The 16,427-nt window shown below is 60.0% G+C and carries 15 protein-coding genes; 12 read left to right on the top strand and 3 right to left on the bottom strand.

What is annotated here, in order from left to right; translation table 11 throughout:
• Positions 1-65 precede the first annotated feature (65 nt).
• From ACZ89F_RS27360 to ACZ89F_RS27350, 3 genes are read right to left on the bottom strand one after another with little or no spacing between them, the layout of a single operon-like run.
• Positions 66-1,475, bottom strand: coding sequence for an aminotransferase (locus ACZ89F_RS27360; RefSeq protein ID WP_476095137.1), 1,410 nt, complete (start codon positions 1,473-1,475; stop codon positions 66-68).
• 4 nt (positions 1,476-1,479) lie between these two features.
• Complete coding sequence (locus ACZ89F_RS27355) at positions 1,480-2,199, bottom strand: aspartate/glutamate racemase family protein (protein WP_476095136.1); 720 nt, start codon at positions 2,197-2,199, stop codon at positions 1,480-1,482.
• 2 nt (positions 2,200-2,201) lie between these two features.
• On the bottom strand, positions 2,202-3,104 hold the full coding sequence (locus ACZ89F_RS27350) for a 3-hydroxyacyl-CoA dehydrogenase NAD-binding domain-containing protein (RefSeq protein WP_476095135.1): 903 nt from the start codon (positions 3,102-3,104) through the stop codon (positions 2,202-2,204).
• A 378-nt stretch (positions 3,105-3,482) separates the two neighbouring features.
• Here ACZ89F_RS27350 and ACZ89F_RS27345 point away from each other — a divergent pair, with 378 nt between their 5' ends.
• The 12 genes from ACZ89F_RS27345 to ACZ89F_RS27290 all read left to right on the top strand — a co-directional run bounded on the left by ACZ89F_RS27345 (position 3,483) and on the right by ACZ89F_RS27290 (position 16,316).
• Complete coding sequence (locus ACZ89F_RS27345) at positions 3,483-4,400, top strand: 3-hydroxyacyl-CoA dehydrogenase NAD-binding domain-containing protein (RefSeq protein ID WP_476095134.1); 918 nt, start codon at positions 3,483-3,485, stop codon at positions 4,398-4,400.
• On the top strand, positions 4,397-5,344 hold the full coding sequence (gene kce / locus ACZ89F_RS27340) for a 3,5-dioxohexanoate:acetyl-CoA acetone transferase (protein ID WP_476095133.1): 948 nt from the start codon (positions 4,397-4,399) through the stop codon (positions 5,342-5,344). Before ACZ89F_RS27345 ends, kce begins: the two co-directional genes overlap by 4 nt.
• A gap of 67 nt (positions 5,345-5,411) precedes the next feature.
• Positions 5,412-7,487 (top strand): hydantoinase/oxoprolinase family protein, encoded by a 2,076-nt coding sequence (locus ACZ89F_RS27335; protein ID WP_476095132.1) that lies wholly within the window; start codon positions 5,412-5,414, stop codon positions 7,485-7,487.
• Positions 7,484-9,268, top strand: coding sequence for a hydantoinase B/oxoprolinase family protein (locus tag ACZ89F_RS27330; RefSeq protein ID WP_476095131.1), 1,785 nt, complete (start codon positions 7,484-7,486; stop codon positions 9,266-9,268). The genes ACZ89F_RS27335 and ACZ89F_RS27330 overlap by 4 nt, the downstream gene beginning before the upstream one ends.
• A gap of 42 nt (positions 9,269-9,310) precedes the next feature.
• Entirely contained in the window at positions 9,311-10,492 is a 1,182-nt protein-coding gene (locus tag ACZ89F_RS27325) for an ABC transporter substrate-binding protein (protein WP_476095130.1), read from the top strand.
• 60 nt (positions 10,493-10,552) lie between these two features.
• Entirely contained in the window at positions 10,553-11,272 is a 720-nt protein-coding gene (locus ACZ89F_RS27320; RefSeq protein ID WP_476095129.1) for an ABC transporter ATP-binding protein, read from the top strand.
• On the top strand, positions 11,269-12,027 hold the full coding sequence (locus ACZ89F_RS27315; RefSeq protein ID WP_476095128.1) for an ABC transporter ATP-binding protein: 759 nt from the start codon (positions 11,269-11,271) through the stop codon (positions 12,025-12,027). The genes ACZ89F_RS27320 and ACZ89F_RS27315 overlap by 4 nt, the downstream gene beginning before the upstream one ends.
• Positions 12,024-12,905: a branched-chain amino acid ABC transporter permease gene (locus ACZ89F_RS27310; RefSeq protein WP_476095127.1), complete on the top strand. Its 882-nt coding sequence runs from the start codon at positions 12,024-12,026 to the stop codon at positions 12,903-12,905. The genes ACZ89F_RS27315 and ACZ89F_RS27310 overlap by 4 nt, the downstream gene beginning before the upstream one ends.
• Entirely contained in the window at positions 12,905-13,987 is a 1,083-nt protein-coding gene (locus tag ACZ89F_RS27305; protein ID WP_476095126.1) for a branched-chain amino acid ABC transporter permease, read from the top strand. The genes ACZ89F_RS27310 and ACZ89F_RS27305 overlap by 1 nt, the downstream gene beginning before the upstream one ends.
• Positions 13,984-14,778, top strand: coding sequence for an SDR family oxidoreductase (locus ACZ89F_RS27300; RefSeq protein ID WP_476095125.1), 795 nt, complete (start codon positions 13,984-13,986; stop codon positions 14,776-14,778). Before ACZ89F_RS27305 ends, ACZ89F_RS27300 begins: the two co-directional genes overlap by 4 nt.
• Positions 14,771-15,544 carry an SDR family NAD(P)-dependent oxidoreductase gene (locus ACZ89F_RS27295; RefSeq protein ID WP_476095124.1) on the top strand — a complete coding sequence of 258 codons (774 nt, stop codon included), beginning with the start codon at positions 14,771-14,773 and terminating at the stop codon, positions 15,542-15,544. Before ACZ89F_RS27300 ends, ACZ89F_RS27295 begins: the two co-directional genes overlap by 8 nt.
• Before the next feature lie 28 nt (positions 15,545-15,572).
• The gene (locus ACZ89F_RS27290; protein ID WP_476095123.1) at positions 15,573-16,316 is read left to right on the top strand and encodes a GntR family transcriptional regulator; all 744 of its coding nucleotides are present in this window, start codon (positions 15,573-15,575) and stop codon (positions 16,314-16,316) included.
• The last annotated feature ends 111 nt before the right edge of the window (positions 16,317-16,427 follow it).

Genomic DNA, 16,427 nt, shown 5'->3' with positions numbered 1-16,427 from the left:
CACCCGTTCCTTTCACGGCGCGATCAAGTAATTGAACGCACCTCTTTTTTGTAGATCGACCGACGTCATGCGTGCAGTTCGCGCAGCGCTGGCGTGACCGATGCCAGCGCCGACGCATAACGCGCAATGCCAAGGTCGATCTCATCGCGTGAGATGGTCAGCGGAGGCGAAAACGAACTCACGTCGAGGAATGGCAAAGCGCGGCTCAATACGCCTTTTTCGGCGGCGGCCTTGGCCACCAGCCGATGGGGATTGGTGCCAGGCTTGAAGGCGCGTCTGGTTTTCCTGTCGGCGACGAACTCGACGCCGATCATCAATCCGACGCCCCTGATGTCGCCGACATAGGGATGATCCTGGATCGTTTCTCGCAGCCGTTCCAGCATGTACGAACCATTGACCGCGCATCGCTCAACGAGGTTCTCCCGCTCGATGATGTCGATGTTGGTCATCGCCACTGCACTGCCGACGGGATGGCCCGAATAGGTGAAGCCATGCATCACAGCTCCAGATACAGGCGATGCCTCTTCGAGGGCGTCCCATATCCCTTGGGAAATGACCGTGGCGGAAACCGGGAAGTAGGCGCTGGTAATGCCCTTGGCCATGGTGATGATGTCGGGTCGGAGTCCGAATGTGCCGGTGCCGAACCACCGGCCGGTTCGCCCAAATCCGGTGATCACTTCGTCCGCGATCAACAGGATATCGTGTGCATCCAGAAGTGCCTGGACCTTCGCATGATATTCCGCTGGTGGTATGATGACGCCTCCCGTTCCCATTACAGGTTCGGCTATGAAAGCCGCGATCGTGTCCGGGCCTTCCCGTCCGATGGTGTCGGCGAGATCCTTCACCAGCCGATCACAGAACTCCTCTTCACTTTCATCAGGTTGGCTGAACCGATAATAGTGGGGGCACGCTGCATGCAGGACACCATCGATCGGAAGATCGAAGGCCTTATGATAGGCTGCTATGCCGGTGAGGCTTCCACTGGCATATGACAGTCCGTGATAGCCGCCCGTGAGTGCGATCACTTTCTTCTTGGCCGGGCGACCGAGAAGATTGTTGTAGTAGCGGACAAGCTTGTACGCGGTATCGTTGGCGTCAGATCCGGACGATCCAAAGAAGACCCTTGCCATCTGAGGCGCACCGGCGCGCTCGCGCAATATCCCCAGTACGCGGTCAGCAAGACGGATGCTTGCTTCGTTCGAGGTGGCCGCGAACATGTGGGCGTAGCTAAGGTCTTCAATCGCCTTGGCGGCGGCCGCGGCGATCTCCGGGCGGCCGTAGCCTATGTTGACACACCAGAGCCCGGCCACGCAGTCGATCAGCTCGTTGCCTTGGTGATCGGTCACCGTTGATCCGACCGCTCGCGTGTAGATCGTCGGCCCGTTGCGCTGTTGCTCCGCTATCGAGGTCACCGGATGGAAAACGCTAAGCTTGTCCATCTCCTCCAATGAGAAGTTACGCTGTCCTTTGGCCATTGTACTAACCCCTCTTGATGGTCGTTCGTGGTTGGCGCGATTCGTGTGAAACGAGCCTGCGCATTTCGGCGACCGCGCTATGCGGCGTGCTGATGACCGCTATGCCAGGCAGGCTGCGTTCAATGGACGAGTGCGCGCGTGCCTGCGAGAATTGTCCAAGAATGACGGTGTCGACCGAACCGGCGTGATGTACGGCTGCTTCGGTCAAAAGACGATCGTGGCGCTCGCCGTCGCCGGCCTGCAGCGCCGCGAGTGCCCCCTCGACCAGTATTGTGGTGATTGGGGCCGACTTGCCGATCTCATCCGCCATCCCTCGAAACTCCGCCTCAAGCGCATCGCGTGAGGCCTCGAAACTGACCAACATCAGAAATCGGAATCCCGTGAGCAGCGCCGTCGAAAAGGCCGCCTCGTTGGGGCGCAGCACGGGGACCTGGACTTTCGATTTCACCGCGTCGATTGCGGCGCCGAAGGCGGAGCATGTGAACAGGATACCTGCTGTTCGTCCCGCCTTGCCGGGGTATGCCGTTGCGTAGTTGGCGAGAGCCGCGAAGCGCTCTTTCATCGCCTCGTCAAGTTGGCCGGCTTCCGCCCGGTCGACGGAAAGCGACGTGTCGAGAAGATCAAAGCAAAATGCCTCCGGCCAGATTTGTGCGAATGCGGCGCGTGCCGGCGCCACCGATTCCTCGAGAGCATGAATCAAGGCGATCCGGGGGGCTTCGTTCATGGTCACGGGGAGGTCACCGCTCTGGCGGAAAGCGCTCGTATCAGCGCTGCGTCGCGCTCGTCTTCCAGTTCAGGGATCGAGCGACCAGCAGCTTCATTCAGCACGCCATCAATCAGGCGACGCGAAAGCTCGGGCGTCAGTCTTGGAGTTCCTAACGTTTCCCAGCGCCGTTCCTGGCTTGGACCCAAGCGCTGCAGATAGGCTTCCATTCCGCCGCTGCCGCCTCCGAGATGGTAGGCCATATGCGAGCCGATCACTGACCATCGCAGGCCTGGGCCGTTGACGAGGGCCGCGTCGACCGCCGCGACATCCGCGATGCCTTGTTCGACAATGCTGACCGCTTCCCGCCACAGAGCGGAAGCCAGGCGATTTGCGATGTGCCCGACGGCTTCATTGGCAAGAAAGACAGTATGCCGTTCGATGTCCGCGAAGAAGCATCTTGCTCTCTCGCGAGTCTGCTGGTCGGGAGCGTACACTTCCACCAAAGGCATCAAGTGCGGGGGATTGAACGGATGCGCCGTGACGAAGCGGGACTGCCGGTTCAATTTCTCCGCGAGGGTGGACCAGGTGAATGATGAGGTGCTGCTGGCAAGTATCGCATCGGTTGGGGTCGCTGTTTCGATCTGCTCGTAGAGATTCAATTTGAGGGCAACGGATTCTGGAGCATTCTCCTGGATCCAGAAGGCTCCCGATACGGCCTCATTCAGGGTGGAGGCAATCTGAATGGTGCCTTCCGTCACGGCTTTTCGCCGAATGGCGCGAGCCTGCGGTAACGCTCTGTCTACGGCCTTCCTGAAAGGCGCAGCCCAATCCGGGGCAGGGTCCCACGCCACGACATCGTAGCCCTGGACGGCGAACAGCGCCGCCCAGCTTTGGCCAACAAGTCCGGCTCCGACGACAGCCACGGTTCGCGAATGTCCAGCCACTTTGGTTGCCCCCGCCACTGCGATCACAACATTGCGCCAGCTCGGCGAGCTGTGCGCCGGGCGTACAAAATGCTGCCCCGCGCCTTGCCCCGAATCCGTCGAAGAGCGGTGAAATCATCAGCATATTTAATTCGACATAACAATATCACGAGATATTCGATCTGTCGATGGGTTTGTCTTATGCGTGGGAATCCTGCAAATATTCGCATTTTTTCATGAATTTTGCCCCTGAAGTGACCACATCGACTCATCGGGTGTTCAGGATGACGGTATGATCGGCCTTGAAAAAATTTTGTTATAACGATATTGACGGCGGCGATTAGGGATCCTAGAAATTTGAAAAAGGGGAACGCCACGTTGGCACAAAACATCGCGATTATTGGCAGCGGCCTGGTTGGCCGATCGTGGGCATATCTGTTTGCTCGCGCCGGCCACAGCGTGCGGATTTACGATCCGTCCGAAGAAAGCCTGCAATCTGCTAGATCCTGGTTGGTGGGAGAGCTGACCGCGGACGTGTTGTCTCTGGTCGCCTTCTGCTCGTCGGCCGAAGAAGCGGTGTCCTCGGCCACCTATGTGCAGGAAAGCGCCTCCGAGCGTCTTGAGTTGAAGCGTGATGTTTTCGCGAGGATCACGTCAGCCGCGCCCGTTCACTGCATTTTCGCGTCATCGACATCGGCATTGCTGCCTGATGAGATTTTTGCCGGACTGGCAAGTGCCGATCGTTGCCTGATCGCTCATCCGGCCAATCCGCCCCATGTGCTGCCGATCGTCGAGCTGGTTGCGGGCGGCAGCACTTCCACCGAGGTCATGGAGCGGGCCGCGATGCTGATGACGGCGTTGGGGCAGGATGTTGTACGAGTGAAGCGCGCCGCCCCGGGGTTCATTCTCAACAGGCTCCAGGCGGCACTGGTGGAGGAAGCGCTTTCGCTTGTCGAGCGCGGCATTGCCGATCCCGATGATGTCGATCGCACGGTCCGTTCGGGCCTTGGGATGCGCTGGGCGTTCGTCGGACCGTTCGAAACCATGGATTTGAACTCCTCGGGCGGCTTCGAAACCTATGCCCGTGTCCTTGGACCGGCCCTCGCCGCTTCGGCGCCCAGCGGGCCTGACACCAGCAACTGGAACGGCCGCGCGCCGCAGATGGTCGCCAGCGCGCGGCGTGAACTGCTGGATATCGTTGAAATTCCGGCCCGCCAGAGCTGGCTGGTCGAGAAGTTGAAATCGTTGAAGGCGCTGAAGCAGGGCGCGCAGGTTAGTGGTGAGGAACAGGTATGAACGAGAAATCGAAATCCAGCCGCAAGGTGATCATCACTTGCGCGGTGACTGGCTCAATCCATACGCCCACCATGTCGGAATATCTGCCACTGACGCCGGCCCAGATAACGGAAAGCGCGCTCGGTGCGGCAAAGGCCGGCGCGGCCATCCTTCACTTGCATGCCCGCAATCCCGAGGATGGCAGCCCGACACCGTCTCCAGAAATATTTGAGCAGTTTCTTCCCGAGATCGCATCGGGCACCGATGCGGTACTCAACATCACAACGGGTGGCGGCCACAACATGACGGTGCAGGAAAGGCTTGCCGCACCGCTCCGCTTCAAGCCGGAAATGTGTTCGCTGAACATGGGCTCAATGAACTTTGGTCTCTTCCCGATCCTCTCGAAATATCCGAACTGGCAGCATGACTGGGAGCCGCGTTATCTCGAGAACTCGCGCGACTTCATTTTCCGCAACACGTTCAAGGACATCGAATACATCCTCAAGCATCTGGGCGAGGGTTGCGGGACGCGTTTTGAATTCGAATGCTACGACATCGGCCATCTCTACACACTGGCTCATTTCCTGGAGCGGGGGCTGGTAAAGCCTCCCCTGTTCGTTCAATCCATATTCGGCATATTGGGGGGCATAGGCGCCACGCCGGCCGATGTCATGCACATGCGTACGACCGCCGACAAGCTGTTCGGTTCCGATTACCAGTGGTCGATTCTCGCAGCCGGCCGGCATCAGATGAGCCTTTGCACCATGGGTGCAATCCTCGGGGGCAATGTTCGCGTCGGCCTGGAAGACAGCCTCTACATCTCCAAGGGCGAGCTTGCCCGCACCAATGCCGACCAAGTGGCCAAGATCCGACGGATCCTGGGTGATCTTTCGATCGACGTGGCCACGCCGGCGGAGGCGAGGGTGATGCTCGACCTGAAAGGCGCCTCGGAGACGGGCATCTGACGGCGCTCTTAATCTTCGGACGCCCTGAAGCGATACGCAGGACATTACCTACGGGAGAACTAGGCACATGCGCTTTGCAACTGACACTGGGGGTACTTTCACCGACCTGGTGGTTGAGGACGATGATGGCAACGTCCGGATGTTCAAGTCCTCGACGACGCCCGACGATCCGATCCGTGGCGTGCTCGATGTCCTCCAGGCGGCGGCTGACGCCTATGGCCTGGGCCAATCCGAAATGCTGGGCAAGGGCGACCTCTTCATTCACGGAACAACGCGGGCCATCAATGCCATCGTCACCGGCACGGCCGCGAAGACGGCGCTGTTGACGACCTGGGGTAACCCGGAAGTGCTGGTGCTGCGCGAAGGAGGGCGCATCGAGCCGTTCAATTTCACGGTTCCCTATCCCAAGCCCTACATTCCGCGCGCGCTGACCTTTGAAATACCTGAGCGTGTGCTGGCCGACGGATCGATCGACGTTCCGCTCGACGAGCCCGCCACGCTGGAGGTGATCGCGAAACTCAAGGCCGAAAATATCGAGGCCGTTGCCGTGAGCCTGCTCTGGTCGGTGGTCAATCCAGTTCACGAGAAACGGCTCGGCGAACTCCTGGCCAAGCATTTGCCAGGTGTGCCGGTCAGCCTGTCATATGAGGTCAACCCGATACTGCGCGAATACCGCCGGACGTCGGCAACGGCGATTGACGCTTCCCTGAAGCCTCTGATGGCGGCCTACATGGAAACGCTGGAGGCACGCTTGCGTGACGCCGGGTTCCTCGGGCGCGTTCTGGTGCTCACTTCCCAAGGCGGCGTCCTCGACGCCGCGGACGTCGCCAAGCAGCCGATCCACTCGATAAATTCCGGGCCGTCGATGGCTCCGGTTGCTGGCCGTTACTTCGCTTTGGTCGATGCCGGGGCGTCGGACGCCATCGTCGCGGATACCGGGGGCACCACCTACGATGTGAGCCTCATAAGAGGTGGCTCGATACCGTGGGCGCGAGACACCTGGATTGGACAACCATTCCGCGGGCACATGACCGGCTTTCCGTCCATTGATGTGAAGAGCGTCGGCGCCGGCGGCGGCTCCATCGCGTCGGTCGACGAAGGCGGCCTGCTGTCGGTCGGCCCCCGCAGTGCCGGTTCCGTGCCGGGGCCAGTCTGTTACGGCAATGGCGGGACTGAACCCACCGTCACCGATGCGGCGCTCGTTCTGGGCTATCTCAATCCCGACAACTTCCTTGGCGGGGCGATTGCGCTCGACCTGGAAGCGGCCCGACATGCGGTCCAGGAAAAGATCGCGGATCCTCTTGGCCTGTCGCTCCACGAAGCCGCCGCTTCGATTCTGGATGTCGTGACCGAGAACATGGTGCAGGCCATCGATGATATCACCGTGGCGCAAGGCTTTGATCCGGCCCAGGCGGTACTCGTCGGCGGCGGTGGCGCGGCAGGGTTCAACAGCGTGCTGATCGCGCGTCGTCTTGGATGCCGGCAATTGATCATGCCACAAGTCGGGGCGGCCCTGTCGGCAGGCGGCGGCCTGATCTCCGAACTGACGAACAATTTCCGCGTTATCGCCGCGACGCGAACCGACAGTTTCGACTTCGACCTCGTGCGAAACACCCTCGCGGAACTCGCATCCCGGGCGCGCGCATTCCTCGCCAACACCGGAGAGCAGGCACTCGAAAGCCGAATGATCTTCAGTTTCGAAGGGCACTATCCGTCGCAGGTTTGGGATATCGAAGTGCCGCTTCCCCAGGAAGCCATCGGCGACGCTGAAGGCGTCGCCGCGCTGGAAGAGGCCTTCCACCAGACCCACGACAAACTCTTCGCCGTTCGAGACGAGGGGGCACCCGTGGAGATCGTCGGCTGGCGCGTCGACGTCTCCGTGAAGATCCGCTCCGGTGAGATAGGTCAGATGCACAATATCGCCTCGCCGGAGAGTTCCACGTCCCGCCGATGCTACTTCCGCGAGACCGGCATGGCCGAAGTGCCGCTCGTCGGGTTCTCCGACATGTCCGAGGACAGAAAGGTGCGTGGACCTGCAATCGTGGAATCGCCGTTCACGACCGTGGTCGTGTTCCCCGGCTCCGAGGCGCGCAAGGTTACGTCAGGCTCAGTGGTCATTGAAATTCTGGGAGAAAACGCATGAACTTTCCCGCGAACCGGGGGATGACGTCCGGAAGCACCATCGACGGCGTGAAGCTCGCCATTCTCAACAATCGTTGGGAGGCGGTGGCACGCAAGATGGCGAACACCCTGTTGCGTACCGGGCGCTCGGGCGTTCTTGCGACCGCAAGAGACTTCTCCTGCTGCATCGTCACTGCCGACAATCGATTGCTGGCCACGGCCGAGAGTATCCCGATTCACGTTCTCGTCGGGCCGGACATGATGGCCCAGTCGATGTGCGACCTGCACCCGACACTGAGGCCAGGCGACGCTTTTCTGCACAATTCTCCCTATCATGGCTGTTCCCATGCCGCGGACCTGTCCATCCTGGTCCCGGTCTTCGATGCGGCGGGCAGGCATCGATACACCGCCATCGTCAAGGCACACCAGGCGGATATCGGAAACTCCATTCCGACAACCTATTTCGGTCATGCCAAGGACGTCTACCACGAGGGAGCGCTGATCTTCCCGGCCGTCCAGGTGCAGCGAGACTACAAGGACATCAATGACATCATCCGCATGTGCAAGATGCGCATCCGGGTGCCCGAACAGTGGTGGGGCGACTATCTGGGCATGATCGGCGCCGGGCGTATCGCCGAACGCGAGATCCACGCCATCGGTGCGGAGTTCGGCTGGGATCAGCTTGCCGAATACGGCGAGCAGTGGTTCGCCTACAGCGCTGACCGCATGCGCAATGCCATTTCGCGCCTTCCGAGGAAAACCGCGACCTCGTCCAGCACGCATGACGCACTGCCTGGAACTCCCGAGGAAGGCGTCAAGATCAAGGCGACGGTGTCGGTCGATCCGCAAGAGGGTTTCATCGACATCGACCTGACCGACAATATCGACGCCCTGGAACTGGGCATCAATGTCTCCGAGGCCTGCACCCGCACGGCGGCGCTGATCGGCGTGTTCAACTCGATCGACCACAATGTCCCGCGAAACGCCGGATCGTTCAGCCGGGTGCGCCTGAAACTCCGCGAAGGCGGAGTGGTCGGCATTCCCAAGCATCCCACAAGTTGCTCGGTGGCGACCACCAACGTCGCCGACCGCATCAGCAATTCGGTTCAGACCGCAATCGCGTCAATGGACAGCCGATTTGGCCAGGCCGAGACAGGCGCTCTCAGCCCGGCAACCATGGCCGTGATCTCGGGCAAGGATCCCCGCAAGGGGCGTCCTTTCGTCAACCAGATATTCCTTGGCGCCACGGCCGGTGCCGGGACGCCAACACAGGATTCCTGGATGACGATCGCACATGCCGGCAATGCAGGCATGCTCTACATCGATAGTATCGAAATCCTTGAAATGGCCTACCCGATCCGCTGCTACCAGCGTCGCCTGGTGACGGATTCCGAAGGCGCGGGCCAGTTTACCGGCGCGCCCAGCCTGATGGGCGAATACGGCCCGGCTGGATGCACGATGACCGTCAACGCCGTCAGCGACGGCACAATCAACGCAGCCAAGGGGGCCGCCGGCGGCGGTACGGCCCATGGCGCACGCCAGTACCGAAAACGCGCCGACGGCAGTCTTGAGGAATTGCCCGTCGTTGTCTCGGTCGCGATCGCTCCGGACGAGCGCGTCGTCTCCTATTCCTGCGGCGGGGGCGGGTTCGGGGATCCGAAGAAGCGCTCCGCGGAAAAAGTTTTGAATGACCTGAGGGAGGGGATGATTAGCAAGGAACGTGCCCGCGATGTCTACGGGGTCGTCGCCAGCGAGGATCTCGGTATCGACCGGGCCGGTACGGATGCACTCCGTTCGGTCTGAGAAACTGTAACTGAAGCAGTAACCAACAAGAGGAGAACTACGATGAGAAGCATATTTGTCGCGGTTTGCGCCGCCGCGCTGTCCGTCGCCAGCGTCAATACGGTTCGTGCCGAAGGCGATCCGATCGTCATCGGCGTGGCGTCGGGCCAAACGGGTGTACTCGAGCCTTGGGACAAGGGTGCGGCACGGGGTGCGCAACTGGCGGTTGATGACATCAATGCCAAGGGTGGTCTGCTGGGCCGTCCGCTGAAACTGGTCATTCGCGACACGAAGTCTGACCCGTCACTTGGGCCGACTGCCGCTCTTGAGGTCCTCGACGCGGGCGCCGAGATGGTGATCGTTGCCTGCGACTACGATTTTGGGGCCCCTGCAGCACTCGCGACCCTGCAAGCTGGCAAGATCGCGATGTCGAGCTGTGCGGCAGATGCCAAGTTTGGCATCCAAGGGGTAGGCCCGCTTGCCTTTACCATGTCTTTGGCTACCAACGGACAAGGTGCCTTGCTTGCCGAATTCGCGACGGAGCAAAAAGGGTGGGATCACGTGTACATCATGAAGGACACCGCCATCGAATACACCAAGTCGCTGTGCGATAATTTCCGAAAGCGATGGGTTGACCTCAAAGGCGAGGCCAGCATCGTTGGCGAGGACACCTGGAACGGTTTGAATGACAATACCATTTCCGGTCAGATTTCGCGCATGAAGTCGGAAGGCAGCAAGGCCGATTTCGTCATGTGGTGTGGCTTCACCAACAACGGCTCGATGATGCGTCAGCTGCGCTCAGGCGGCATTGGCCTACCGGTGCTTGCTTCGGAATCGATGGACGGATCCTACTGGCTCGACGCGGTTCCCGATCTCTCCAATTTCTACATCGCGGTGTACGCTTCAATTCACGGCAACGATCCCGATCCGCGCATCGCAGACTTCATGGCTCGTTATAAGGAAAAGTTCGGAGAAGCAGCGCCGATGAGCCATGTCGTGACTGGATACACCGCTGTCGAAGCATGGGCGCGCGGCGTGAAAAAAGCCGGTAACCTTGATGCGCAGGCAATCAAAGCCGCGCTCGAGACCTTTTCCGACGAGCCGCTGCTTACGGGTGGCGCCACGTTCACGCCCGACCTGCACATAAACCTCAAAAGCCCCATGCTGCTGATGAAGGCGACCGACGGCAAGTTCGAGCCGATTGGACGGCGCGCGGCCAAGACCGTCTATCCGCCACAGTTCTGATGACGCCTTGCTGCCGCGGCACGTCCGCGGCAGCATGCTTTTTCGCAGGAGGCCGCCGCCATGAACAATGCCCTTGTCGCAACGAACATCACTGTTCGCTTCGGTGGACTGACCGTGATCGACCAGGTCGATCTTCATATCCGCCCTTCGGAGATACTTGGTCTTATCGGACCGAATGGCGCCGGTAAGACGACGTTCGTCAATGTGCTCTCCGGCTTTCAGAAACCGAAGTCGGGATCCGTCAAGATTGGCGACGTCGACATCACTTCCACAAAACCCGAAAAGAGGGTGCGCGCCGGGCTCGTGCGCTCGTTCCAGGCAGTTCGTCTGTTTCCCGCTTTGACGGTGTCGGAGAATATCAAGGTCGCGGGCCTTGCGATCGGCCTGAGTGGTCCAGAGTGCCGCGCTCGCGAGCGGGAACTGTTCGATCTTCTCGATCTGGGCGACTGGTCGAATACCGAGGCGCGTGCGTTGCCTTATGGAATTGAGCGAAGGGTTGGAATAGCCCGCGCGATGATTTCCCGTCCCGCCTTCATCATGTTGGACGAGCCTGCCGCGGGCATGAATGAGGACGAGGCGTTTGTCTTGCTGAGCGTCGTGGAATCCATCCAGCAATCCGGCGCCGGGATACTGCTGATCGAGCACAATATGGGCGTCGTCTTCAAGCTCTGTGACCGTGTTCATGTGCTGCAAAGTGGCAAGACACTCGCTATCGGGACGCCGGACGAGATCCGCAATCATTCCATGGTCCGCGAGGCCTATCTCGGGAGCAAGGCATGAACCATCTCGAGTTGGACGGATTGACTGTCGTCTATGGTGCCGTTCGCGCCGTAGCGGGGATCTCCATCCGTATGGGGCAGGGCGAGACGGTTGCGCTGATCGGGCCGAATGGTGCCGGGAAATCGTCGTTGCTTCTGACCATTGCGGGTGTGGTGCCAATGCAGTCTGGCAGCACGCGCGTGGCCGGGCAGGATATCGGCGCCCTGACGGCAGAACAGCGCGTCGGGATTGGCATATCGGTCGTGCCCGAAAATCGCGAAGTGTTTACCAAGCTCAATGTCCACGAAAATCTGCTGATCGGAGCGAGTCGTCGCAGCGATCGCGCCGCGATCCTCGTCGATACGGAGCGCATGTACGCTCTGTTTCCTCGTCTTGCGGAACGACGTCAGCACATGGCCGGTTTCCTTTCCGGCGGCGAGCAGCAGATGCTGGCGATAGCAAGGGCACTCATGGCTCAACCGAAGCTGCTCATGCTGGACGAGCCCTCGCTCGGCCTCGCCCCGGTGGTGACGGACAAGGTCTATGAGGCCATTGCCGAACTCAAGAAGGACGGCACGTCGATCCTGCTCGTCGAACAGAATTCGGAGCGCGCCTTCGGTGTCTGCGACAGGGCCTATCTCATACAGGCCGGCCGCGTGATCGCGGAAGGGACGCCGAAGCAGTTGGCGAGTGATGGATTGGTGGAGCAAGTACTTTTCGGGCGTGCCGCAGCGCGCATCGTGGGTGTTCCGGCACAAATGGAGGCTGAGCGATGACAGTCCTACAGATGTTGATCGATGCCGCCAGCGTGGGCGGACTCTATGCATTGACCGCGCTCGGCCTGGGTCTGATTTTCGGTGTTATTGGGCTCGTGAACTTCGCCTACGGCGAATACATCATGGTGGGGGCATATGTGTTGCTTCTAACCGCAGGTGTTTACTGGCCGATCGCCATACTCGCCGTGCTTGTCTTCACGGTGTTGTTTGCCCTCGCGAGCGACTGGCTGGTGTTCAAACGGGTTCGTGGGGCGCCACCAGAAACACTGATGATCGTGTCCTTCGGCCTCAGCTTCATGATCCAGCATTGCTACGTGGTTCTGTTCGGCTCACTCACCCGCACCATCAACTTCCTTCCGGAGATAAACCGAAGCTTTGAGATCGCTGGCTTGCGGGTTGCGGGTGTCAGCCTTCTGCAGATAGCCGCGACGGTGGTCCTCACGGCGGGGCTTGCCGTCTTCATCAATTATACCCGGATCGGATATCAGATGCGCGCGGTTTCCGAGAATCCCCGCATGGCACGTCTCGTCGGGGTGAATAGCAATCGCGTCATCGCCGCCGCCTTCGCCATCAGCGCAGTACTGGCTGTCACGGTTACAATTCTGTTCGTCGCGCAAACAGGCTCCATGACGCCGCTTTTCGGCGTCTCGCTGACTATGATCGGGTTCGTTGCGACGGTCATAGGCGGACTGGGCAGTTTGCCGGGCTGTGCCCTGGGCGGATTTCTCGTTGGTGCGCTGACCACTCTTCTGCAGATGCTGCTGCCTGCGCATCTGCAGCCGTTTCGCGATGCGTTCGTCTTCGCCGCGGTGATAGTCACATTGCTTGTCCGTCCGCAGGGCCTCATCGCGGTCCGGTCTGCATGGGAGCGTGTCTGATGATCGATGAAACGAAGCTGAGCCCTGGGGCGATTGCCCGGTTCCTGTGGCCCTGGGCGGTCTGGGTTGTCCTACTTGCGGCCCTGACCTTTGGTCTCTCCCCTATCAGCCCCGCTATGGCGCGCATCGTCACGGATACGCTGATCAAGCTTGTCATGGTAACAGGTCTCTATGTCTTCATCGGGAATTCGGGCATCCTGTCATTCGGTCACGGCGCGTTCATGATCGTTGCAGCCTATGGATCGGCATGGCTGACCATTCCGCCGGTGATGAAGAAGGTGATCCTGCCAGGCCTTCCCGAGTTTCTGCAGGGTGTCCATGCTGCACCCTATGTCGGCGTGGCCGGCGGTGTCGCGCTCGCCATTCTTCTGGCGATTGTCATCGGCATACCGCTGATGAGGCTGAGCGGCATTGCCGCCTCCATCGCCACGTTTGCGTTCTTTATCGTTGTCTCCGTCATCTACAACAATTGGACCGATTGGACCAAGGGAACCGCCTCGCTGGTGGGACTTCCCGTCTATGTTGGACCCAGGCTTGCGCTGGTGGCAGCGACTGGCGCCTTGCTGATTGCCTGGCTGTTTCAGCGATCGCGATACGGCCTTCTCCTGCGTGCGACGCGCGAGGATCTGGTCGCTGCGAGGGCGTCCGGCATACGAGCCGAACACCTCAGGTTGATGGCGTTCGTGCTCAGCGCGGCCGTCGTGGCGCTTGGTGGTATCCTGTGGGGGCATTACAACGGTGCGCTCACCACCGCCAACAATGTCTATCTGAATCTGTCCTTTATCGTCATGGCCATGCTCGTAGTCGGCGGCGTCCGCAGCCTGTCGGGTGTCGTGGTCGGCACGCTTGTGCTGTCGGTTTTGGCGGAAGTGTTTCGACGGTTGGAAATAGGCGTCGACCTGTTTGGTCACAGCCTCACCTTGCCGGGCGGCAGTCGTGAAGTGCTGCTCGGCCTGTGCATGCTGCTCGCCCTCGTCCTTCGTCCGGACGGCTTGACGATGGGACGCGAGTTTCTGCTGCCGCGCGCTCGCGCAAGGCAGGCGGCTGTGCCTCAATCGCAAGCAACGGAGTTCCAATCATGATAATCGATTGCACCGACAAGCGCGTGGTCGTAACGGCCGGCGGTTCCGGGATCGGACTTGCGATCGCCCAAGCGTTTGCCGGAGCTGGCGCGCGCGTCGCCGTTTGTGACGTCGATACGGAGTCGGTTATGAGCTCACCGTTTTTTGTGGGCAAGTGCGACGTGGCCGACGAGGCACAGGTCGCGGAGTTCTTCACCCGTGTGAAGGCCGAATTCGGCGGCGTCGATGTCCTCGTCAACAATGCAGGAATCGCAGGCCCCACCAAGCCTGTCGAGGAGGTCACGCTGACCGAATGGGAGCGAACACTCGCCGTAAATGTTACCGGGCAATTCTTATGCGCCAAGGCCGTTATTCCAGATATGAAGGCCCGTCGGGCGGGGGCGATCATCAACCTGTCGTCGACGGCAGGCCGTATGGGAATGCCATTGCGCGGTCCTTATTCGGCATCTAAATACGCGGTGCGTGGCCTGACCGACGTCCTGGCCATCGAACTCGGTGAATTCGGTATTCGCGTCAATGCATTGCTACCCGGCATGGTCGCCGGGCCAAGGCTCGACCGTGTCGTGTCGGAACAGGCCGGTACAAAGGGACTTTCGGGCGACTCTTACCTCAAGCTCATGCTGCACAACGTGTCGATGCACACCACGGTGAGTGCGCAGGATGTCGCGGCAATGGCCGTGTTCCTGGGGTCCGATGTAGCGCACACCATTTCGGGGCAGTCGGTCGGCGTCTGTGCAAACTTCGAGAGCTATCGCTCGCCCCTGCTCGAGGCGGTTTCGCATCATGAGTGAGCCAGCGTCCTTGTTCTCGCTTCATGGCCGCACCGCACTGGTTACCGGCGCCTCCGCGGGTATCGGGCGTGACGCCGCCGTGACATTGGCTAAGGCTGGCGCGCGTGTGTTGCTGGTTGCGCGCAGGGCTGGACGGCTGGAAGAAGTACGCAACGAGATAATATCCTGCGGGGGAGACGCCAGCGCACATGCGTTCGATATCTCCGACCCAGCTGCAATCGCCATGTTGGTACAGGAGGCGTCGCGCCTTGATGCGATGCCGGATATCCTGGTCAACAACGCGGGCGCCATCGATCGTTCACCGTTCGAGCAGGTCGAACTAGCAGAGTGGAAACGCGTCATAGCAGTCAATCTCACCGCACCCTTGCTGCTTGCCCAGGCCTTTGCACCGAGCATGCGAGAGAGAAGATGGGGTCGCATCGTCAATGTCGCATCCATCCTTGCACTTCACGGAAAGCCGAATGCGCATTCCTATGCTGCAACCAAACACGCCGTGGCGGGCTTGACCAAATCCATGGCGGCCGAACTCGGCGGCGAAGGAATCTGTGTGAACGCCTTATGCCCGGGTTACATCAAGACAGAGATTAATGTGGTACTTCAGCAGAACCTCGAGTTCGATGCTAAAATCACGTCCCGCGTTCCCCTCAAGCGCTGGGGAACCGTGGAAGACCTAAGGGGGCCACTGCTGATGTTATGTTCCGAAGCGGCGTCCTTTGTGAATGGCCATCTCATGATCGTTGACGGCGGCATGACCGTGACCCATTGAATGAGTGAAACTGGAAAGGAACGGAAGCTTGGGTAGGCGTGCAGGAGCCATTGCGACGTCGAAGGCCTTTCCGGGGGTCGATGTCTCACTGATGGAGAAAGTGAATCTTCAGGACAAAGTATATACGATACTGCGAAATGCCTTGATCCGGGGGCATTTCGAGCCTGGGGCCCAACTCACCATACGTGCCCTTGCCAAAGCGCTGGGGACCTCGATGGTGCCAGTGCGCGATGCCCTGCAACGTCTTGTTGCGGAGCGGTCACTGGAGCTCTTGGGCAACCGGTCGGCCTGCGTACCTGAAATGGACTGGTCGGATTTCGAGGAACTCGTTCGTATCCGCCTTATGCTGGAAGGCGAAGCAATGCGGCTTATTCCACTGCCGTTGCGCCCACAACAATTGGACGATCTAGAACTGGCTAATCGGAGATTTGAGCTCGCCGTTGAAAGAGATGATGCCGAAGCTGTAACAGATGCCAACATGGAGTTCCACTTCATGCTCTACCGCCTGGCGGGAGGGCAACTGCTTTGTGGAATGATCGAAACCCTATGGGTGCGGGCTGGCCCGATGCTGCGGATGCCGTTCAAGGCAGACAGCTACGACCCAGTCGTTTTTCGAAATGGCGTTCTACGCCACGGTGAAATTCTTGTCGGTCTTCGTCAGGGCCGTACCGACTCGGCCAAGGCTGCGCTGCTGTGTGATATTTCGGATACCGCGATTTGGTATCGCCAGCACTTCCTGGGCACAGATGCAGACAAAAACGCCGCTGAATGAGATTTCCCTTCAACACTTCCTGTACGGCAAACTTAATACAGCGATCGTTCAAGACGCCTGCGGCTGAGGTTGTTTTCCGAAGTAATGGGCAGGTTGGATTAGCGCGTCATG

It is taken from the genome of Mesorhizobium sp. USDA 3734 (assembly GCF_056279665.1).
The sequence above is the reverse complement of the archived record's forward strand: the minus strand, read 5'-3'. Positions and strand labels throughout refer to the sequence as shown.